This window comes from Streptomyces sp. NPDC014764, from assembly GCF_043082785.1.
Taxonomy (GTDB): Bacteria; Actinomycetota; Actinomycetes; order Streptomycetales; family Streptomycetaceae; genus Streptomyces; species Streptomyces althioticus.
Window position 1 is genome coordinate 17,536 of record NZ_JBIBXY010000021.1, and the last position, 21,117, is coordinate 38,652.

The following is a 21,117-nucleotide window of genomic DNA, read 5'->3' on the forward strand; positions in this document are numbered from 1 at the left end:
TCCTTCGGATCAGACGGGCAGGTTCATGCCGCGGAGCCCTTGGCGGGCTTACGGGGGCGGGGATCGCCGAACAGTTCGACACGGGCCTCCTCCACGGCCCGGGCCCCGCGCTGGGTGCGTGTCACCGACGTGGTGACCTCGTCGAAAGCGCGGATGGCGAGGCTGAGGAAGACCGTGCGGGCCGCGCCGGCGTCGAGGCCTCCGTCCAGGGCGGTCCCGGCCCGGTCCAGCGCACGGAACCGGTTCCAGAACTCGGTTTCCGCCGCGGGCCAGTACCGGGCGGCACCCTCCTGAGCCCAGGCTTCCGCGCTGTCCTTCGGGTCGTTCACATAGGCCCGCCAGGCCCGGCGCAGAGCACGGTCCAGACGGTTGCCGAACCGCTCACCCATCGCGCGCAGCCGTCCGACGGCGGGCTTGCTGCGGGCCGAGCGCCTCTCGGCGAAGGCAAGAACCGGCGGCGTCACGGAGTCGACGAACTGGGTGTCCTTGGCCTGGCCGTCCTGTTCGAATCCCAGAGCATGCACGCTCAGGTCCAGCGGCAGCTCGACGGCCCACTCGAACACCTTCGGCCGTCGCGGCTGCGCGACGCCGGGCGGGTCGATCAGCAGCAGTGCGTCCACATCCCGCCACAACGCCCGCTGGGAGTCCGCCGGCCTCGGATAGACGTTGCCCTGCTTACTGATCTGCCAGATCAGATAGTCGTCCTGCGGCCGTGCACCGCGGCCCTTGCGGTATGCCCAGGTGATGTAGGCGTCCCGCACCAGGCGGGGGTCGTCCTCGTCGGGCACCAGGAGCAGGGCGTGGGCCGAGGCGGCGGTCAGCCGCGAGCACGGCCCGGTCAGGGCGGCAGGCGGACCCTCGGGGTCGGGAAGCTCGTCCCATTCCCACGGGCACCGGTCCTGCTGGGGGTCGACGGTCTCCTCCGGCGGAACCAGCCCGGCCAGCAGCGTCTCGAAGAGCGTGGAGCCTTCCGGGTGGTACGACAGCGCGGACCGCAGAGGACCGGCCGTGGCGCTGGCGCTCTTCGCCCCGTTGACCTCCCGGGACGAGCAGCGGCCGGACGGGCCGTAGTAGTGCCAGGTCAGCAGATTGAGCAGGGCCTCGGACGCGGACAGTGGTCCGGGACGGGTGTCCAGGGTGTGCTTCCACCAGGCGTGGTTGTTGCCGGACGGCCTGGTCACCACCAGTTTGTTCACCCCGGCGGTGCTTGCCGCGTCACACTGCTGCACCAGCCGCGGATCCTGCATCCAGGGGCGGCCGTCCGGGCTGGTGTCGAAGAGGAAGAACCGGTCGCGGTAGGTCTCGGCGTACGCCGTGATTCTGTCCTCAGGCAGCGCGCCGTCCGCCAGAATCTCTTCCCGCCGCTCCAGCCAGTCGTCCGGCCCGTTCCTTGCTTCATCCAGTCCCGTCACGCGGCTGGTGAGCGCGTACAGGACCCGCAGGAGTGCCGAGTGCGCAGGCGCCTCCGCGATGGCCAGGCACTCGATGTCGTGACTGCGCAGCAGCAGCTCCAGCACACCGATCTCGGCGGGCAGCTGTTCGGCACCCTGCTCCGACTCGGCGTGCGAGGTCCAGCGGACGGGGATGAGAGGTTCTTCGAAGATGTTCTGTGTCGGCCGCATGGGTCTCCAGACGGAAGGCAGAATGGGACAGGGCCCCGTGTGAAGCGGGGGTGAACCCGTAGCGGCTCTGAGAGACGTGACGAGGCGTTCCCCCTGCCCGCGAGAGCGGGTGGTCCGCTCCAACGTCGGTCAGGTGTGCACTGTGTCCGACCGGTTGGAGCGGCATGTCCGACGGTAGGAGAAGGTAGCTGCTCTAAGAGGCGAAATCTGACAGTCGGTCAGAATCGCTCAAGTCCGGTCACGGAAACGCCAATCGTGTGCCCGCCACGAGAACACGCCCACCGCCCATCCCCAGCCCTGCGCATGGGAAGCAGGACGACATCCCGCAGCGTGGAGACCTGCTGCCACGAGGCAGGGTGATCCCTCTCGGCATCGGCGCCCTCCCGGACCCACGTGCCGGGCACCGGCGCGGTATGAGCAGCGACGGCAGCCACGTCCTCCCGGCTCAGAGACCCGCCGCCCAGACCAGGCACCGCACCGCCGCTGCCGTCGCGGGCGAGTGTGAGGGAACCGTCCTCCTGCACGTACGCGCACAGCACTCGGCCCGTGTCCGCTCCCAGCCGTGTGGTGAGCAGCTCCTCCGTGACGCCTTCGATCCGCTGGCTGATGAGATGCAGCTGCCCTCCGATGCTGCCGGGACCCTTGATCCCCACCATCCTGGCGAGGTCGGTCTCCGCCATCTCGGACGCCAGACGCTCCACGTCCAGAGACTCCAGCTCCCGCTGCGCCGCCGCATCCAGTTTTTCGACGAAGTCCGGCGCGTACACGGCGTCCACGAGTTCCTGCACACCGTCCGGCACCACGATGCCCCCCGCAGCCCGTTCGCTCAGCAGCAGCGAGGTACGGATCAGCAGACTCGCGTCGTACACCGACCCCCAGGTCGCCGGCGTGTCCGCTTTCTGCGGGCGGCGAAAGGGATCGAGAACGACCAGCTTCGGCCGGTCCTCGGCCTGCGCCCACGCCGGCCGCCCGCCCGGACCCCGGAGGTGGCGACGGCCGCGGCCCGCACGCTGCAACAGCTGAGCCAGCGGGGCGAGATCACTGACCACCAGGTCGAAGTCGAGGTCCAGAGACTGCTCCACCACCTGCGTGGCGACCAGGACCGACGCCGGCCGCACCATCGGCGGCTGATCCGATCGCGGCTTCCCGTAAGCGGCTTCACAATACGCGGTGATCCGCTGACGGTCATTCGCAGGAAAACGGGAGTGGAGCAGCCGGATCCCGCCTTCCTGCCCCGCGAGATCAGGAAAGGCAGCGCACAGGTCCCGGTAGGTGGCCTGTGCCTCAGGGACCGTCGTGCAGCAGACGAGAGCCGTCCCGCCCGACTCCGCAACCGGCCGCAGCGCCTCACGAAGGGCCACCCGGCGGCCTCCCGGCTGTAGTGGATCAGTCGGCTTCGCGGCGACGTCCCACTTCACCTGGCGCACCGTCACGTCGAGGGTGCGGGGGCGACCGCTGGTGGTCCGGCGGGGAGACGACACCTCTCCGGTGATCGCGCTCGCGTACAGCCAGCCCGGATAGCGCGGGGCGACGACGGCAGGCTCCAGGAAGCCCGCACCGCGGCGGTAGGCGTTGACCAGCGATGCGGCAGTGCTGCCAGTCAGCGTGGCCGACAGCAGCACCACCGGCGAGCGCAGAGCCCCGAGCCACTCCAGCAAGGTGAGCAGCAGCTTGTGCATCCACGGCCCGTACGCGTGAGCCTCATCGACGACGAGAACCTTCTCGTGCAACCCGAACAACGGCAGCACGTTGTATCGAAGCGGCAGCACCCCGCGCAGTACCTGGTCGATCGTGCCCACGGACAGCGGAGCGAGAAAACCGCGCCTCGGCCCGCGCAGCCAAGCGTCCGCGGTCACTGCCGTCGCCGCGTCCGCACTGACCTCACCCGCCTGGCCGCCGTCGACCGCCGTGGCCGCAGCGTCCTTGGCCGCCTGCCCGTACAAGGGGTTCAACCAGGCCATGGAATGCAGCAGGGTGAGCGCCCGCTCCCCGACCAGCGAGGACTCGGCGAACCTCCTCACCCGCTTGTACATCGCGTCCGCCGTGGCCATCGTCGGCAGCGCCACATACATGCCCCGGGCTCCCGCCGCCGGACCCAGGACCGACGAGGCATACAAGGCCGCCTCCGTCTTTCCGTCCCCCGTGGGCGCCGTCACCAGCACCAGACCCGCCCCTCCCTCGGCGACCAGGCCCGGTAAATGCTCGACGAGGTCCCCCTGCAGCGGGTTCGGAGAGAACGGGAACATCTGCCCGAAACTCCCCACCTCGAACATTGCTCTGCCCAGCCGCGCTTCCTCCACCAGCGTCGACGCGGCAGCGCACGTCCGCCGCCAGTGGGCGTCGATCTGCACCGGCGTTCCCTGCCAAACGCCATCAGCCGGCTGCACCTGCTCAATGGCACCCACCTGGCTGGCCAGCCAGTCAGCCGTGACGACCAGACCCGTCAACACCACAGCCAGGTCCGCGGACAGGACGCCACCCGGCACGGCGTCCCCGCCGGTCACGCGCCTCAACTCCTCGAAGTGCAACCGCCGCTGCTCCGCCCAGCCGTCCTCCCCAAGCCCCGGCTGATACTGGCTCGACAGCCGCAACCGCGCCGGCTGCACCTTCGCACCGAACACCCCGTGGTGGCCGCCCAGTAGCTGGCCCACCCAATGGGCTGCCGGAGCCGTCGCACCACCCACGCCAGTCGACCCCCGCCGCACCGAATAACCTTCTTCCGCCAACAGCGAGGCAAGCGACCAGTGCGTCGCCATCTCGTGACGGAAGCCTCGGTCCCGTTCGGCACCCGGCGCGAAGAGATACGCCGCTTCGTTGCGCACCTTGTCGAACAGCGACGGCACCTGTGCCTGGAAGACCGGCGTGATCTTCCCCAGGTCATGAAGACCCGCCCAGAACGACAGCACCGCTCGGCAGGCCTTCTCGTCCAGAGCCAGCTGCTCGGCGAACCGCTCCCGAGCCGCAGCGGACAGCAAGACGTCCCACAGAACGCCGAAAACCGCAGCCACGTCCAGTAGATGGCACATCACCGGGTACGCGCGCTCAAGACCGTGCTCCTTCCCCCAGAGCCGGGGGTCAGGACATGCACAAGACGTGGCGCTGCCATGCTGTTTCGTCACAGCGATACTGCTACCAGGTGGCACCGACAACGTGCCCTGATCAGGAAGAATGCCGCGTCTGCGCCGGTCAGCTGCCTCATTTTGGAGAGGGCATGTTCGTGATCGGCTCCTCAAGGCAGTCGGTCCGGCTCACGTCCGCTCGCGCGGAGAAGACACGGAGGACGAGCTGTTCGACCAACTCCACGGCGGCTCAGCTCCGCTTGCGCGGAGAGGACAGGTCGCCCACGGTCATCCGGTGGGGGTGGGGCGGCTCACCTCCGCTCGCGCGGAGAGGACTCCAAGGCGATCCTGGACGAGGTCGCCCGGATCGGCTCACCTCCGCTCGCGCGGAGAGGACACGTCGGAGCGGACCAGGGGCGTGGCGTTGCGCGGCTCACCTCCGCTCGCGCGGAGAGGACCCCGGATTTGTTCCGCACGCGCTTCATGTCGTCGGCTCACCTCCGCTCGCGCGGAGAGGACCCCGAGCCGCGGGACGGAGACGACGCCCCGATCGGCTCACCTCCGCTCGCGCGGAGAGGACCATGCTCGCAAGCGTCGGCCCGGCATGGTTCCCGGCTCACCTCCGCTCGCGCGGAGAGGACGTGCGCCGTCCCGTGATCTGTCTCGCCGTTGCCGGCTCACCTCCGCTCGCGCGGAGAGGACCGCGTCACCCTGCGCACCACCGCCGGCGGCACCGGCTCACCCCCGCTCGCGCGGAGAGGAACCCGTCACGCCACGCGGTGGCCTTCGGGTAGGGCGGTTCACCTCCGCTCGCGCGGAGAGGACGGCTACGCGAGCAGCAACCCGGAGGGTGACAACGGCTCACCTCCGCTCGCGCGGAGAGGACACATGTGGCAGGTGGTGACGCGGATCGCCTGGCGGCTCACCTCCGCTCGCGCGGAGAGGACGGCGGGTGCGGGATCTGGAAGGGCGAGCACGGCGGCTCACCTCCGCTCGCGCGGAGAGGACCTGCTCGACCGCCTCTCGCACGATCGCGAGTACGGCTCACCTCCGCTCGCGCGGAGAGGACCGGACGATGATGCCGGCGCCCGGCCGGACCGACGGCTCACCTCCGCTCGCGCGGAGCGGACTACTCGTCCGCGGGTGTCGAGGAGTCCGTCGGCGGCTCACCTCCGCTCGCGCGGAGAGGACGCCGAGAAGCGGCGGATGCGGCGCTCGGCCTTCGGCTCACCTCCGCTCGCGCGGAGAGGACGATGGCCTCGTATTCGTAGTCGGGGGCGCGGACGGCTCACCTCCGCTCGCGCGGAGAGGACGAGGACACGTGTATCAGATTGATCGCAGTTTGCGGCTCACCTCCGCTCGCGCGGAGAGGACCCTCTTTCACCTGCGCTGTTGTTAGGGCTTTGCCATTGCTTTACTGATGATTCTTGACAAGGGATGGGCCTCGGTTGTGTCGGTCCGGCTGACTCAGGCTACGCGGTGTGACCTGGTTGAGGGCAGACTGCCTGGATCCCTTTGCCGTCTGGGGGCCAGATTTCCCTGGTCCGGGAGCATCGGCGGGTGGCGTCCCGTCAGGTTCCACGACGTGGGAACACGACCTCCGGCGGGACGGAAGGCCTATCGGCGCGTACGCCGACCGAGTCGGCACCGTCCCAGCAGCACGGGGGATGACTGCTGGGACGCCACTCTCAACGTAGGCGTTGACCGTCACTACCAGGGACCGGAGCGCCGACATGGCGGCCCGGGCCCTCGTTCGTGTTCGGGTCAGCGCTGCGTCGGCTTGTGCGGCTGTGACTCGGCGCGGCCCCGGCGTAGGTGTCCGGCCTGCTCTGGGGCTGAACGCACCGCGCGGCCGCCAGGGAGCCGCTGCGGGAGTGCAACCGATCCGTCCGCTGGGCCTCGGAGCCGAACACGGCGGACACCGACTATGACCGGCCGGTGGTCGGTCCGCAGGACGCCCCGCTGGTCTCAAGTGTCGCTTGGCGGCTTCGATACGCCTGTCCCCGCGTAGGGTCGTTCGGCTGCTGGGGTCCGATCAAGCCGAGATGCCCGTAAAGTGGGTGGCGCCTTCGGGGTTGCCGACAGCTCCCCCGGAGGCGCCACCGTTTCAGGCCTTGGCCGCTGCGACTTCACGCACTCGGACGGACAGCTCCCGCACCGCGCGCATCTTGGCGTACGGCGTGAGTTCCTTGCGCATCGTGGCGAAGTGGTCGTCACCACGTACAGACGAGACGTGCTCGTACTCGTCCAGGAACCGCCCCCACGACTCGCACGACGCCTCAACATGCCCGTACCGAAGCTGCCGCTGCGCCAGGAGGGCGTAGGCGTGAACCCGGCCCTGCCGTTCGTTGGCAGGCTGTACCTTGATGGACTGCCGCAGAGCGGCGATGCTGCCGGGCAGGTCGTTCTCCTCCAGCAGAACGTGGGAGACGTGGAAGAGGTAAGCGGTCCGGTCGTAGCCGCCGATCGCGTCGCGCCGGTTGTCGGCCTTTGCGAGGGCCGTCTCGGCTTCACGGAGCCGGGTGTGGGCCTGGCGGCGGTCCCCGACCATGCTCGCCGCGTGTGCCTGCTGCCCGCGCAGGAACGCCACCAGACGCGGACCGGCCGACGGTGCGGCCTCTGCTGCGGAGTCCGCCAACTCCAGCGACATCCGACCGTGTCGCAGATTCGACGCCTGAAGAGACATACCGCGCAGCGTCCGGCAGTACGTCACGTGGTCGCTCGCCTCGTCAGCGAGCTTGAGCGCCTGAACGTAGTACCTCTGTCCCAGGCCATGAGCTTTCTCGTACATCGCCATCCACCCGGTCAGATACGTCAGGTCTGACGCGGCGGCGAGCATGTCCCGCTTCACCGGCTCGGATGCCTGCGCCTTGAGCCACGGGCCGACGGTGTTGACTAGGAACGCGGCTGCCATGGGCCGGGCATGGCCGGCGCCGAACTCATCGAGGATGTCGGCGATGCGTTCCGTCATGGACCGCACTGACGCGACTTGAGATGCACCTATACGGGTGGTCGCCTTACCTGGGCTGACCGGATCACTCGCCGCCCGCGCCGTGTTCTGGAACGCGGGAACGGACAGCGCTGCAGAGAACAGAGTCGCGGCCAGGACGCCGCGACGGGATGGGTCCATATCCGCCCTTCCTAGGTCGATCAACTCCTCCACAGTGTCAACTGGTTGGGAGCCGTCGGCGGAGACAGCGGGTTGCAGGCCGGCCTCCGCGTGAGTGACCGGCCCCCTAACCGAGCGGACAGTGCTTCAAGGATCAGGGGCCTGACCTCGGGTTTCGGCGGTGTCCCGGCAATCCAGTGTGAAACAGCTGTTCGGTCGTACGAAAGTTGGAGTCCTGCCTGCGGGCCGAGCCTGTTCACCTGCTGGGCTAGCTGCGTGCGTGTCCATCGTGCCTGATCAAGCAGCTTGTCCAAGGCAGGGTTTGGCGTGCGTTTTCTCGTGGCCATGTCCTCAACTCCCGACAGCTCCATGGCGTTCACGGTGTTCACGGTCCCACCTGTTGTTAACGGTACCTGCAGACAGTGACCGCGCGGTTACCTCTTACGAGTCAAGCACCAATCTCGGCCCTTGGGAGCAGAGGTGACCAGCGCACCACAATTGAGGAGAGGCGCGGACGAGGCGGCGGACGACCCCCGCCGCGAGCGCCAACTCCGACGCCCTCGTCCGACCGACGTCCGGATGAGCGTGTGTTTCGAGGTCTGCCCGCCCCGCCCTGGGGGCGAGATCCCCGACCGGGACGCGCGCCGCGTGGGGACGGCCCGGAAGCTGGCCGTCGCCTGGCTGCGGTTCTGCGGTTTGGAGGCGCTGGTCGATGATGCCAAGCTGATCGTCTCCGAGCTGGTCACCAACGCCATCCAGCACGGTGACGGTCAGCAGATCACCATGACCATGACGGTGCGGGACGGCCTGCTGCACCTGGCCGTCCACAACGAGACACCCGGTCGGCCTGTCGCCCGCGATGCCCCCAGCGATGCCGAGCGCGGCCGCGGCCTCTTCCTCGTCGACTTTCTTGCCGCTGCTCACGGCGGCACTTGGGGAACCGATCACGACGGCGCCACCATCTGGTGCACGCTCGCCGTGGACGGCAGATCATGACGGCGCCCGGCACCGTCCCCGGCCCTGTGAGCCCGTGGGCGCCGCCCCTGGACAGTGGGCAGCTCACCACCGTGCTGAACCGGCTCCGCGGCTGGACCGCATTCGATGGCGGCACGCTCCTGGGCGACGTCGCCGCCGCCCTGGACGACGTTCCCCCGCCCGAGGAGGGCACCGCCCAGCTCGCCGAGCGGCTCCGCGGGCACCTGCCCGGCTGGTCAGCATCGCCGTGGCGAGCGAGGCCGGACAGGACACGACCGCCGCGCAGCTCGCGTTACAGGCCCGCCCGCTGCAGACCGAACCCTTGCCCGGCGAGCGCCGGGCGGCGACAGCGAACCTGCGCCGACTGGGGTGGATCGCCAACGAACTCCACGACCGGCTCACCGCCATCCGCTGCCTCAGGGAGGCCGCGTGACCACCACCCGCACCACGAGAAAAGACCACCGTGCGCCCCGACTCGCCCCTGATCCCGTTCGTCATCCAGCGTGAGGGCGAGGAAGCCGCCCCGGACAACCTGCGGCTCACCCCTCTCGGAGGCGGCCACTGCCGGCTGCGCTACGCCGACGAGGACCCCCGCGACCGCGACCTGCGGGGCGTGCTGTGGGCCCGCTGCGGACTCGGCCCTGTCGATGACCAGGGACGGCCGACGGGACGGCCGCAGTGGCGGATGATGCACCCCCTGCGTCAGCGCGGCTGCATGCAGATGCTGCGCTGCCAGGTGTGCGCCGGGCCGGCGCGGACCCCGCTCGGCTGGAGCTTCCTCGCGGGCCCGAGCACCGTGGACCCGAACAACGAGCCGGTGCTCACCAACCAGCCGCCCGTGTGCCCGGAGCACGCCCGCACCGCCGCCGAGCTGTGCCCGCACCTCACCGCCGAGCCGATGGTGTTCCTCGCCCGCAGCGCCCCCCTGTACGGGGTGATCGGCGCCGGTTACGGCGTCCGCGAGGGGAACGTGCAGGTCGTGGAGCGCCCTGCCGGGCCGATCCCGTACGGCCATCCGCTGATGCCGACCGTGCTCGCCTCGCAGATGGTGCGCAGGCTCGGCGGCTTCCGGCTGCTCACCCTCGGCGAGCTCTTCACCGAGCTGGAGGACGCCTCGTAGAGCTCCTGCCCGGCGGCCCGGAAGCCCCTTCAGCTTGGGCTGCCGGTGCAGGTCCAACTCCCGGCGTGGGGGCAGCCCCTCGTGTTAGCCCACGGTAACGGCGCTGCCCCGCGCCGGGGTCCTCGGGTAAGTCAACCGATCAACGAGGAGACGCACCATGGCCGGGCGGGCTCCGTAGGCGGTCACTCTTCCGGTTCGGTGGGCGAGACCTCGAGATCGGCCCGTTCGCCGGTGACGAGGGCTCCAGGAATTTCGGCGCCCTCCAGGAAAGTGACGTCGCTGAACTCCGCACCCTCGCGGAATGTGACCCCCTGGAATCCGACGTACCCGTGAAAAAAAAGGCCCCTACAGTTGAGAGGGCGCAGGAAGGTGGAGAAGTCGAAGGACACCGTGCTTCTGAACTCCCCACCGGCCAGCAGGACCGGGCCGTCGAAGGTCGCGTAGGCGAAGGAGGCGCGGTCCTCGAACAACGCCTCAAGGGATCCCAGGCCGTCGAACGTGCTGTAGTCGAACGAGACCCGCTCGAGGAAGTGGACGCGGTCGAAGCCGGTGCGCCGCTGGAACGTCGCGTAGTTGAAGGCGACTCGGCGGCCGAACTCGGCCCGGGTGAAGAACGAATGCCCTTGGAACGTGGCGTAGTCGAAGGAGAGAGGGCCCCGGAAGGCCGCCGCTTCGAATGTGGCGTGGTCGCCGAAAGTGGCGTATTGGTACGTGACCTCCCCTTCCGCCGTGAGGTCACCCATGTCCACGTCACCGCCGAAGGTCGCGAAGTCGAAGGAGGCGCCCCCCTCGAACCGTGCGCCGCTGAACAGGGCACTGCTGAGGAACATCGCGTGTCCGAAATCCGCGTCCGACCGGAATACCGCCTCGTCGAAGAGGGCCCGGCCACCGAACGTCGCCCCCTTGAACGACGCCTCGTCGAAGAGGGCCTGCTGCAGAGTCACCCCGGGCAGTACCGCCTCGTTGAAGATCGCACGGCCCAGGCGGACCCGGCCTCCTTCGGCCTCCCGGACCGCCGACACGACCTCGTTCAGCAACTCGGGCGTGAACGTCGTCCCCGAGAAGTCGACCGACGCGCCCGGCGCCAGCGTGGTGAGGAACGCGGCCCGTTCGGAGTCGGACACGTGGGGCAGGCACTTCTCGTACCCAGGGAGCTTGATTCCGGTGCAGCCGACCGGATCCTCCGCAGTCGCCCCGGTGCCGCAGCACACCCAGGACAGTCCCGGCCCCGTCCGGCCGCCCTCCTCCGCCGCGGCGGCGGCGATCGCTCGCCCCAGTTCCTCGACGGGACCCTCGTAGAGCCAGCCGCCCCCGGGCTCCGGTTCCGCACGCGCCCCGAGCGGCACGAATCCGTCTTCCCAGGCGGGACCCAGCATTACGGCGATCCGGTCGCGCATGGCGTCGGACACGGCGAGGTACACGGGCGAATCGACAAAGCGCGCAGCTTGGCGCAGCTGGGCGTTCAAGAACGAGTCGTCGACGAGCCGGGCGGCCTCCGACACCGCGCCACCGACGAGCCCCAGGCGAGTGTCCGTCACCTCACCGATGGAGACCGCGACCGCGACCGTCATATCAGGGTGCCCGGCCGCAACGGTCTGCAGTTCGGCCAGCACGCGGCCCACGTCCTGTACGGCCGTCGGGCCGTCCAGCATCATCAGCAGATCCGCCGCTCTCTCATCCCCCGCCCCCTCGGTCAGGACACCGTCGATGCCTGCCTGACGCATAATCGCAGTCAGGGACTCCCTCATGTCATGCGCCAACTCCGGTTCCAAATAAGGCGCGTCGGTGCCCCACCGACCGCTGATGACCGCTACATCGATGGCCAGGCACACGGCAGGGCTTTCCCGCGACGGACCCGCGGCCGGCCCGCCGCCCATGTCCTCGATCTCGTACGGCGTCGTCATGTGCGCCGCCAGCGCCCGGCGGAAGCCCGTGTCCTCGAGCAGCGCGGCAGCGGGCACCACCCCGATCCGGGGGCGCTGTACGTGCCGCCGGGCGACCGTTCCCACGAAGAAGCCGTCACAGGAGACGAGGGCGCCCGACATCCCCGCCAGCCCGCCTCCGTCGAAGGGCCCCGTGAGTTCGACGGTGATCGTCCCCGCTGTGGGCAGCGCCGTCCCCAGTAGTTCCCTCCGTTCACCCGACCGTCCGAAGCCGCTGATACGCACGGGCATCGGACCGCTGTCGGACATGCGCCCCCATCTGAGCCGTGACGGAAGGAGACGCTCCCACTCCTCGCCGTCGAGAAGGTTCTCCTCCGCGAGCACCAGGGCGGCGTCCAGCGGCCCCTGACCCGTCCACACGGTTGTGCAGGCGATCTCCCTGCCGTCCCTGCTCACGGTCCACATCGCTGTGCCCGCGTCCACCACGTGGGCACAGGTCAGCACAAGACGAGGTGTCAGCAGAACACCGGCACCGGCATTCATGCCCGAGCCGTGCCCTCTTCTCAGCACGACGACACGAGCGGACGGTGCGAAGTCCGTGCCACGTTCCGTACCTTGGGACTCGGACGCCGCCTCGGTGTCCGTCGGCGGAGCCGCCACCGGCAGCGCCGGTTGCTCCGCGAACGGTTGCTGTCCCTCGTCCACGCGGCGGCTGCCGGCCGCCCCGCCGGTCACCCGCGTCGCGGAGAACTCCCGGCCGCCAAAACGGCTGCGGGCGATGTACTCCCACACGCTCCGCCGGACCAGCTCACGCACCGTGGCGACGTCTCCGCGGAGTTGGGAGCCGAGCAGAGCCTCGCGGACACCGGGCAGGAAGTCGAAGTGCAGGTCGTCCGGCGCCGTGTCGGCGGGTTGTGCGCTCCAGGGCTCGAGTAGCCCTCCGAGGGCGACCTCTGCCAGGTGGCCGTGGTCGGAGTCCGTCAGCAGGGAGCGGCGGACGAGCGTCATGACGGGCAGTGTCAGCGGCACGGCCGCCAGGTGTGCCGCGAGCTGCTGGGCCGTGGGGGACGCGGAGGCCCGGAAGCGCTCGACCGCGTCCAGTCCGACGGCCGTGGGTGCAGGGGCGGCCACCGGTTCCTCCGGCGGGGCGGCGGCGTCGAGTCGGAGGCAATGCATGTTCCACCACCGGCCGTCCCCGGAGACCAGGTGGGCCAGCCGGGCGAGGCTGTCCGGGGACGCGGACACGACGGGTACGACCGCCGGAGCTGCGGCCGCCGACTGTCGTCCGCGCCGGTGCGGGCGCCGCGCGGTGGCCATGTGCTGCCAGGACCGGCCCGCCGCGGCGGGCCGGTCGGCCCGGACCGCGAAGGGGACGGGCCGGATGGCGCCCCGGGTCCACAGACGTTCGGGGAGTACGTTCAGCACAGCCACGGCGTTATGCCTGCCCCACTGGCGGAGCACGCTCTGCACACCGGACTCCCGCCAGCCGCCTGCCACCAGGTCCGTGCACACGAGGATCAGCCGGCGTCCGGACGGGTCGGCGAGCTCCCGCGGATGGCGCGGCGCCGCTCCGCGCCGGTGGGCGACCATGGGCGTCCCACCGGCCGCCGTGCCCGTCAGGAACCACGTGCGGACGTCGCGGAACACACCGCTGCGCGTGAAGGCCCGGCGCAGCTCCTCGGTGAGGTCGTCCCACAGCAGCATGGAGTGGTGGGCGTCCACGACGAGCGTGAGGTCCGACCCGCGCGTCCGGGCGGGACGCAGTACCGGCGAGAGCATCAGCTGCTCGATGCTCTGTTCCACGGTGAGTTGTTCGTCAAGCTCCTCCCCCGGTCCGCCGTTGGAGTGCCTCCCGACCGGGCGCAGGGAACGCATCACGGCCAGGGGCTCGTGCAGCACCTCGGCGCGGGGCAGGCGCAGCGGGACGCCGCGGGGCCTGTCACCTGCTCCGGGGCCGTCGTCGCCGTCGCTGTCGGAGCGCTCGCGCACGGCGGCCGAGAACAACTGGTCGGCTGGCTGCGTCGACGTCGTCGGTGTGCCGTGACGCGTACCCTCCCGCCGTGCCGCCGCGTCGTGGCCGTGGGTCGCCGGGCCGTGCGGTCCGGGGACCGGCCGCCGGTGCGCGGCGTCCACCCGGGCGGCCAGCCACAGGATGTCCGCGATCTCGTCCGGTCCTGCGTCCGGACCGCCGTCGGCGAAGGCGGCGAGCAGTTCCTCGATCACCGGGCGGCCCGGGGAGTGCGGACGGAGCTCATGCCGACGGCCCGGTGAGGTGGTGCATCACGGTGGCGAGGAAACGTTCGCGGTCCTCCTCGCCGGTCCACGCCCTGCTGAGCCTGAGCTGGATCGCGTTGAGGAGCTGGTCGGTGGCCAGGTCGCCGTCCGCGCTGCGGTCGATGAAGGTCCGGACGAGCTGCCGGTACTCGTCGTGCTCGGCGATGTCCACGCCGAGCCGGCCACGGATGATGCGGGCCAGCTTCTCCGCGTCCGGCGCCTGCAGATGGAGGCGGACACAGCGGCGCAGGAAGGCTGGCGGGAAGTCCCGTTCACCGTTGCTGGTCAGGACGACGACGGGGAAGTGTCGGCACTGGACCCGACCGCTTTCGATCGTGACCCGCTCGCCCTCGGCATCGTCGGTCGCGATCTCCATTGTGGGCTCCTCGCCCGCCATGCGGGCGAGTTCGGGGATGGTGAAGCCACCGTCCTCGAAGACGGTGAGCAGGTCGCCGGGCAGGTCGATGTCGCTCTTGTCGATCTCGTCCACCAGCAGCACCCTGGGCCGGTCCTGCGGCAGCAGGGCCGTTCCCAGCGGTCCGAGCCGCAGGAAGCGGGAGATGGACGCGGCACTCGGCGGCGCGACGTGGTCCGCGCGGGACCACCGAAGGCCGCCTTCGGAGGCGGGCGTGCGCAACTGCTCCAGGTTCGCCTCCTGGAGGCGGCCGATGGCGTCGTAGAGGTAGAGGGCGTCGCGCAGGACGCTGCGGCTGGTGACGGGCCAGTGCAGCACCGGCCCGAGGCCGAGGTCGGTGGCGATGCTGTGGGCGAGGGTCGACTTCCCGACGCCCGGCTTACCGGTGATCAGCAGCGGTCTGCGCAGGTAGAGAGCGGTGTTGACGACGTCCTTCTCCAGCTCGTCGGGCACATAGCCCTCCCCGCGGTCGACCGTCCGCTGCCAGGCCGCTCCGGAGCAGCCGGGCGGGGTGTAAGCAGGGTCGGGGATACCGGAGAAGTCCCGCCAGGGTGGTGGCGGCGCCTCCATGAGGCGGTTGAGCCTCTCCTCCCGGCTGCCGGGCCCTTGGTAGATCCACCAGTCCTTCACCACTGTCTCCGTCGCTCCTCAGGCCAGGGACCGGTGGTCCATCGTGCAGTCGGGATCGTCCCACAGCAGGACCAACTGGTCCGCTCCGTCGGAGGATCGGCCGGCCGCTGCGCCGCGCCGTAGGTCGCGGATGGTGCCGGGCAGTGCCAGCACGTCGAGATCCGCGGGCAGTGCGCGGTCCGGGGACAGCAGTGCGGCGACCTCCTGCGCGCTGTCGCGGGCGGGTCCGTCGCGCCGCCACACGGCCACGGGCACACCCCCTTCGAGGAGGGCGTCCACGACGTCCTGCGTGCCCGTGCCGGTGGTGTGGGCGACCACGCACGCGGGGTCGGCGCGCACGCCCAGGTCCACGGCGAGGTCGTCGTTCACCTCGGTGTCGTCCACCACGCGCACGGCGGCGGGGTGCCGCCCGCCATGGGTGAGCAGCCAGGTCCACTTGCGCCGCCAGGGCGCTCGGGCGTCCTGGCGTTCGTCGGGGCAGCGGACGACGACCTCGTGGAGCACCCCGAGCGGACGCAGGCGGCTGCCCGTCCGGCCGCGCGGGACCGGCCACTGGTCGAAGGGGATGTCGAGCAGGTCGAACGGCACATGGAACTCCACTCGTTCCACCACTGGATACTCGCCGTCGGCAGCGTTCGCGCCCAACGTGGCCGAAACGCGGCCCAGTTGCCGGACCAGTTCGTCCCTGACGTCATCGAGGGTGAGCGGCCGCCCCGCTGACTCCCAGATGACCTCGGTCGTGTCGCGGCGCAGCCACATCCGGACGAGGTGGCGGTCCCCGTCGGCAACCGGATCGAGGCGCACGTGCAGCACGGTGCTGCGCGGCGGCGGTGGGGGCGGCGGCAGCGCCGGCACCCCCAGACGCTTCCGCGTGAGCTCCTCCCATTCCCGCAGCTGCCTCGACCACGCCCGGTCCGCGGATCCGCACCGCTGCGCGAGAAACCGCACGAAGGGCACGACGAGGGGTACGTCCAGGCGTCCGCCCTGCCGTTCGTCGAGATCCTGAGCCACCTCTATCAGGGTGTCGGCGGGCAGGCCGGCGCGCACCGGTGTCGTGCACCCGGCGGCCTTGAACGCCCAGGTGTAGGCGTCGTACGTGCAGCGGGGCAGGGGCCGGTCGCCGAACGCCTCCCCGAGTCCGTCCCAGGCGCTCTGGTCGAGTCGGCCCGCCTTCGGCACCGGGCCGTCGGTGTCGCCGGGGACGTCGAGGAAGGAACAGCCGTCCCAGCCCCGGTCCACCACGAACTCGGGCAGCTGCCAGCCCTCACCCCGCTCGTGAAGCTCCTTGAAGTGGTGGTGGACGGCACGGCCGATCTCCGCGAGTTCACTCGTTCCCTCGGGCAGCGGCCGGTTTTCCAGTTCGGCAAGCAGGGCTTCGGTGAACTGCCCGGCAGCGCGTTCCCTGTCGTTCTTCGCCGCTTCGCCCTCGCGGGCCGCGTAGAGCCGGAACTGGCGCCGCCACGGCTGAGTCAACCCGCCCGCGTAGTCGGTGCTGCCGAAGTTCCAACGGTCGTCGCGGGGTGCGTCGATACGGCAGGCGTCCACCAGGGCGGCCTGGAACGTGAAGCGCGGCCTGCGGACGGTGTCCGTGCGCCACCAGCGCAGCATCGAGTCGAGATTGAGATGCCGGATCAGTCCCGCGCTGGCGTCCTCACAGGGCAGGATCATGTCCCGCCCCAGCAGGTACCCGTGTCCGGCCCAAAAGATCCACAGCAAGTCGCCGTCGCACTGCGGGAGGTCGTCCACCAGCGCCGTTTTGACGTTCTGCTCGGTCGCTGGGCGGTACGTGTCCTTCAGGGCGGCCAACCGGGGCGCGGCAGACCAGTCGAGCGCGTCCGGTTCAAGCGGCGACAACAGCAGCCGGATGTTCTCGTGCGGCACCTGCGCGGTCCCGGTGAGCCACCCGGTGAAGCGCAGGGCGTCGCGGGCCGCGCCGCGCAGATCCCACTTGCCGCTGATCCCGTACTTCTCGACCCCTGCCACGAAGGCGAAGGTCCGCTCGGGGCGTACAGCCGCCGGGAGCGTCGTGCGAGCTGTCACGCGATCTCCGCGACGGCGTGCGCGATCCGGTCGTAGACGGCGCCTAGTTTCCAATAGGCGCTGTGGCAGGGCAGGAACGGCTGGCGACTGCTGACTTCGTGGTCGGTGACCCTCGGGTCCGCGGGGAACACCGGCTCCGCCATGAAGGCGAGGAGGTCCTGCCGGTCGTAGATGTTGAGCCACCGAGGGAAGCCGGCCGGCAGCGGCTCACCGGGTGCTAGCGCGGTCAGGGCGCCGAGTTCGTACAGGAACGGCGCCTGCGAGCCGACGGTCACGACCAGTTCGACGCCGGGGACCGGCTCGCCCCGGGCCGCGGCGAGGGCGAGCAGATCCACGAGCGCGATACCACCGAGGCTGTGGCCGATCACCACCGTAGGTCCGGGCTCCGCCGTGATCTGCTCGTGGAGGAGGTCCCGCAGCGCCGCGCCCCTGGCCTGGTAGCGGAGGATGTCGCCGATGAACGGCGTGGACTTGGTGGTGAGGGGACCGCGCCACAGGTTGAGGGCAGGCTGGGTCGTCATGCGCAGGGCGAGATTGCCGAGAACGGCCCCCGCGCGGCCGGCGACGCCGCGGGCGTCGCCACCCAGGCGCGCCGTGAGCAGATCCACCAGCCGGTCACGCTCGTCGCCGGTGCAGTCGGCATCGGCTCCGGCCACTGCCAGCGCCGCCGCGACGACGGCTCTGGCAGCGGCGACGGCAAGTTCCCTCGCAGAAGCGTCGTCCTCGGCCCGGCCCGCGGCACGGGTCATCTCCGGTGCGTGGGCGATGTCCGTAAGCGCCTGCGGATAGGCCCCGTACAGGCCGGTGTCGCGGAGCAGTCGGCCGAGCTCGTCGGTCTCTTCGGGGCAGGGCGGCAGTCCGGACAGCAGTTCCAGGACCTCGACGCCCGCGGAGCGGACACCCGGCATGGCGAAGTCGTCGCCCGCCTCCCAGCCCATCTCGGCCAGCACTCTCACCTCGCAGAGCGGATCGGTCAGCAGCAGCGCCCACTCGGCAGCCTCCCGGTCCGGCGGAGCGACGGCGAGGAGATTGTCGGCGGCGCCGCGCGTCTGCTGAAGGCCGGGCACCGAGAGGCCCCCGGCGCTCAGGGTCGCGCCGAAGCGGTCGCCCCAGTAGCAGGACGCCACGTTCGCATCGGAGAACCTGGCGGTGAGAGCGTCATGGATCCGCGTGAAAAGTACGTCGTGCCGTGCACGCCGCACACCCGTGCCGTGGACAAACAGAAAACGCATGGCCGCCCCCCTCGCGTACTCGGCCGCATCCGAACCATAGCGTCGATACTCGAAGTGATCCCGTAGAAGAGCGAGTTCTGACCGCTCCCGACCGGACGCGCCCGGTACGCGGGCGCGGCGCAGCGGTGTCGCCCGCGCCGACTCTGCCGGCTTCTGCGCGACAGCACCATTTCGCCAGCTGATGCCCAGCCGGGCCTAGTACTCCAGTCAGACTTCGTGTCCTGAGCTGGTTCTTCTTCGATAGTGGCATCGTCGGGCGGTGGTTTGGTGGCGTCGCGTCCGGCCGGCCCCGTAGGCGCGTGCGCGCCCCTACCCCGCCACCCGGGCCGGAATCCGCTCCAGCCCCCATGTCACCGGCGAGCGCCCCAGCCGCACCGCCCCGCCCGCCGCGGCTGGCACACCGCCCGCCGCCGCCAGCACGTCACCCGCCGCCGTCGGCAGACCTCCCGCCGCTGCCAGACCCCCCACCCCGGCCACCGCCGCCACCACCGCCTCCGCCATCCCGCGCGCGAAGGACCCCACAGCCACCCCATGCGGCGCGGGCACCAGCGGCTCCGGCACGCCGCCCGCCGCGTAGCGGTCCGGGACGAACCGGTCGGGCGCGGTGAACGCCTCCGGGTCGCGGTTGGCGGCCGCCACCAGCACCGCCACCTGCTCACCGGCGGCGACCCGCTCCCCGGCCGCCTCCACGTCCTCCGCGAGAGAGAACGTGTGCAGCTTCACCGGCGGATCGTGCCGCAGCGTCTCGGTCACCAGCAGGGCCGGGTCCTGCCGCACCGCCGCACCGGCCGGCCCCGGATCGCGGAGCAGCGCGTGCAGCGCACCGGCGATCAGCTCCCGCGCCGCGCGCACGCCCACCACCGCGGCCCGTGCCGCCCCGTCCCCGAGCAGGTCCCTCAGCGCGCCGACCGCGTCGAGCAGCCGCACGGCGTCGTCGTACGCGGGAGGCGCGAGGGCCGCGTCCAGGGCGCCCGCCGCGCCCGCGCAGGCCTCGGCCAGCCGGACGCGGTCGGTCCCGGTCAGCCCGTGCACGTCGGCGAGCACCTCCACCGGCACCCGCGCGGCCACGGAGGCCACCAGGTCCACCTCGCCCCGCAGTCCGGCCAGGGCCCGCTCGGCGGCCCGCGCGGCTGGCTCCCGCACCCGGCCGGCGCCGGGCAGTTCCCCTCCGTCCGGCAGCCCCTCGTCCCAGGCGAGCGCCGACCGCGGCTGCGCCACGGGCCCCTCGGCGGTACGCGCCGCGAGCAGCCGACGGGCCGGCGCGTACCCGGTGCACACCCGGACGCCCAGCCTGCTGCGCCACAACGGGCCCGCGGCCCGGGCCCGTTCATAGGCGGGGTGGGGTTCGCTTCCGTACCCCCGCAGCAGGGCCGCGTACGCGTCGCCCTGTGCCCCGTACAGCCAGTGGATCCCCTGGACGAGCTGAAGCCGTCGCCCCAGCTCCCTCTCCGCCGTGACCAACGCCATGGACGGCACCTCTCTGCTCGTGGCCTGCGTGGCAGGCGCAGGCTAGGCCGCGACGGCGGAGCCCCGGTCGAGCCGCCCGCGGGTGCGTCCGGGGCACCCCCGCCCGCGCACCCCGCCCGCGCACCCCGCCCGCGCACCCCGCCCGAGCACCCCGCCGGTCCGCCCCCGCTCCACTGCCGCTCCACCCGCCCCCGCGACCATCGGCCCCACAAGCCCCATGCCGTTGACCGGCTGCCCGAGCTGCGGAGGTGACCGAAGGCCGTGCCGACCTCGAACACACCGGAGGAAGCGGTGGCGGATCCGGCCGCCCTGCTCCGGGACATGGTGCGCATCCGCTGCGTCGAGGAGGAACTCGCCGACCTGTACCGCGACGAGCAGGAGATGCGCACCCCCGTGCACTTCTCCGTCGGGCAGGAGGCCGCCGCCGTCGGGGTGTGCGCCGCGCTGCGCGCGGACGACCTCGTCTACACCGGCCACCGCAGCCACGCCGCCTATCTCGCCAAGGGCGGCGACCTGCCCGCGATGGTCGCCGAGCTGTACGGCAAGGAGACCGGCTGCGCCCGCGGACGCGGCGGCTCCGTGCACCTGACCGACCGGGCCGCGGGCTTCGCCGGGTCCGCCGCGATCCTCGGCGAGATGATCTCGGTGGCGACCGGCGCCGCCTGGGCGCTGCGCCGGCAGGGCTCCCGGCAGGTCGTCGTGACGTTCTTCGGGGACGGCGCCGCCGAGGAGGGCGTCTTCCACGAGTCGCTGAACTACGCCGCCGTGCACCGCGCCCCGGTCGTCTACGTCTGCGAGAACAACGCCTACTCGATCTCCTCGCCGATCGCCGCCCGCCAGCCGGCGGACGGCTCCGTCACCGCCCGCGCCCGCGCCTTCGGCATCACCGCCGAACGCGTCGAGGGCAACGACGTCGCCGCGGTGCACGCCGCCGCCCGCCGGGCCGTCGCGGCCTGCCGCGCCGGACAGGGCCCCTCCTTCCTGGAGCTGGACACCTACCGCTGGCGCGAGCACGTCGGACCCGGCCACGACACCGGCGTCGACCGCCCCCGCGAGGAGGTCGAGAGCTGGCTGGAGCGCTGCCCGGTGCGCCGGGCCGCGGACGCCCTGCGCCCCGGCACGCCCGACGTCGAGGAGCGGATCGCGGCCTGGGACGAGGAGTTCCGCGACGAGACGCGCCTCGCGGTCGCCGCGGCCAAGGCCGCGCCCTTCCCCGCCGTCGACCGCCTCACCGACGGCGCCTACGGCAGCCCCGTCCACGCGAGCTGACCACGCGAGAGCTGACAGGAGA

11 protein-coding genes, 1 pseudogene and 1 CRISPR repeat array are annotated in these 21,117 nt (G+C 71.3%); of the genes and pseudogenes, 4 read left to right on the plus strand and 8 right to left on the minus strand.

Annotated features, from left to right (window positions below):
• Positions 1-23: 23 nt before the first annotated feature.
• From casA to ACF1AG_RS30725, 3 genes and pseudogenes are all read right to left on the minus strand, one after another.
• Entirely contained in the window at positions 24-1,622 is a 1,599-nt protein-coding gene (gene casA, locus ACF1AG_RS30715; protein WP_391810733.1) for a type I-E CRISPR-associated protein Cse1/CasA, read from the minus strand.
• Positions 1,623-1,840: 218 nt separating this feature from the next.
• The gene (locus ACF1AG_RS30720; RefSeq protein ID WP_391810734.1) at positions 1,841-4,630 is read right to left on the minus strand and encodes a CRISPR-associated endonuclease Cas3''; all 2,790 of its coding nucleotides are present in this window, start codon (positions 4,628-4,630) and stop codon (positions 1,841-1,843) included.
• A 236-nt stretch (positions 4,631-4,866) separates the two neighbouring features.
• Positions 4,867-6,055: direct repeats of the CRISPR family, unit length 29 nt; unit sequence CGGCTCACCTCCGCTCGCGCGGAGAGGAC.
• 733 nt (positions 6,056-6,788) lie between these two features.
• A pseudogene (locus tag ACF1AG_RS30725) lies at positions 6,789-8,137 on the minus strand (hypothetical protein).
• Positions 8,138-8,270: 133 nt separating this feature from the next.
• Here ACF1AG_RS30725 and ACF1AG_RS30730 point away from each other — a divergent pair.
• The 3 genes from ACF1AG_RS30730 (at position 8,271) to ACF1AG_RS30740 (ending at position 9,885) form a co-directional block, all read left to right on the plus strand.
• Positions 8,271-8,786 (plus strand): ATP-binding protein, encoded by a 516-nt coding sequence (locus tag ACF1AG_RS30730; RefSeq protein WP_391810735.1) that lies wholly within the window; start codon positions 8,271-8,273, stop codon positions 8,784-8,786.
• A gap of 226 nt (positions 8,787-9,012) precedes the next feature.
• A complete protein-coding gene (locus tag ACF1AG_RS30735) occupies positions 9,013-9,198 on the plus strand; it encodes a hypothetical protein (RefSeq protein ID WP_391810736.1) in 186 nt (61 codons plus the stop codon).
• Positions 9,199-9,228: 30 nt separating this feature from the next.
• Entirely contained in the window at positions 9,229-9,885 is a 657-nt protein-coding gene (locus ACF1AG_RS30740; RefSeq protein WP_391810737.1) for a hypothetical protein, read from the plus strand.
• 182 nt (positions 9,886-10,067) lie between these two features.
• Here ACF1AG_RS30740 and ACF1AG_RS30745 read toward each other — a convergent pair whose 3' ends face one another.
• The 5 genes from ACF1AG_RS30745 to ACF1AG_RS30765 all read right to left on the minus strand — a co-directional run bounded on the left by ACF1AG_RS30745 (position 10,068) and on the right by ACF1AG_RS30765 (position 19,826).
• A complete protein-coding gene (locus tag ACF1AG_RS30745; RefSeq protein WP_391810738.1) occupies positions 10,068-13,991 on the minus strand; it encodes an SAV_2336 N-terminal domain-related protein in 3,924 nt (1,307 codons plus the stop codon).
• A 28-nt stretch (positions 13,992-14,019) separates the two neighbouring features.
• The gene (locus ACF1AG_RS30750) at positions 14,020-15,087 is read right to left on the minus strand and encodes an AAA family ATPase (RefSeq protein WP_391810753.1); all 1,068 of its coding nucleotides are present in this window, start codon (positions 15,085-15,087) and stop codon (positions 14,020-14,022) included.
• Between the two features lie 18 nt (positions 15,088-15,105).
• Positions 15,106-17,127, minus strand: coding sequence for a hypothetical protein (locus ACF1AG_RS30755; protein WP_391810739.1), 2,022 nt, complete (start codon positions 17,125-17,127; stop codon positions 15,106-15,108).
• Positions 17,124-18,254: a hypothetical protein gene (locus ACF1AG_RS30760; RefSeq protein ID WP_391810740.1), complete on the minus strand. Its 1,131-nt coding sequence runs from the start codon at positions 18,252-18,254 to the stop codon at positions 17,124-17,126. The genes ACF1AG_RS30755 and ACF1AG_RS30760 overlap by 4 nt, the downstream gene beginning before the upstream one ends.
• A 414-nt stretch (positions 18,255-18,668) precedes the next feature.
• Positions 18,669-19,826, minus strand: a complete 1,158-nt coding sequence (locus ACF1AG_RS30765) for a cytochrome P450 (RefSeq protein ID WP_391810741.1) — start codon at positions 19,824-19,826, stop codon at positions 18,669-18,671.
• Between the two features lie 261 nt (positions 19,827-20,087).
• Here ACF1AG_RS30765 and ACF1AG_RS30770 point away from each other — a divergent pair, with 261 nt between their 5' ends.
• Positions 20,088-21,095, plus strand: a complete 1,008-nt coding sequence (locus tag ACF1AG_RS30770) for a thiamine pyrophosphate-dependent dehydrogenase E1 component subunit alpha (protein WP_391810742.1) — start codon at positions 20,088-20,090, stop codon at positions 21,093-21,095.
• Positions 21,096-21,117 lie beyond the last annotated feature (22 nt).

Excerpts from the sequence above, each read along its gene's own strand:
- ACF1AG_RS30765 (WP_391810741.1), bottom strand. The coding sequence starts at position 19,826 with ATGGCGTTGGTCACGGCGGAGAGGGAGCTGGGGCGACGGCTTCAGCTC.
- casA (WP_391810733.1), bottom strand. The coding sequence starts at position 1,622 with ATGCGGCCGACACAGAACATCTTCGAAGAACCTCTCATCCCCGTCCGC.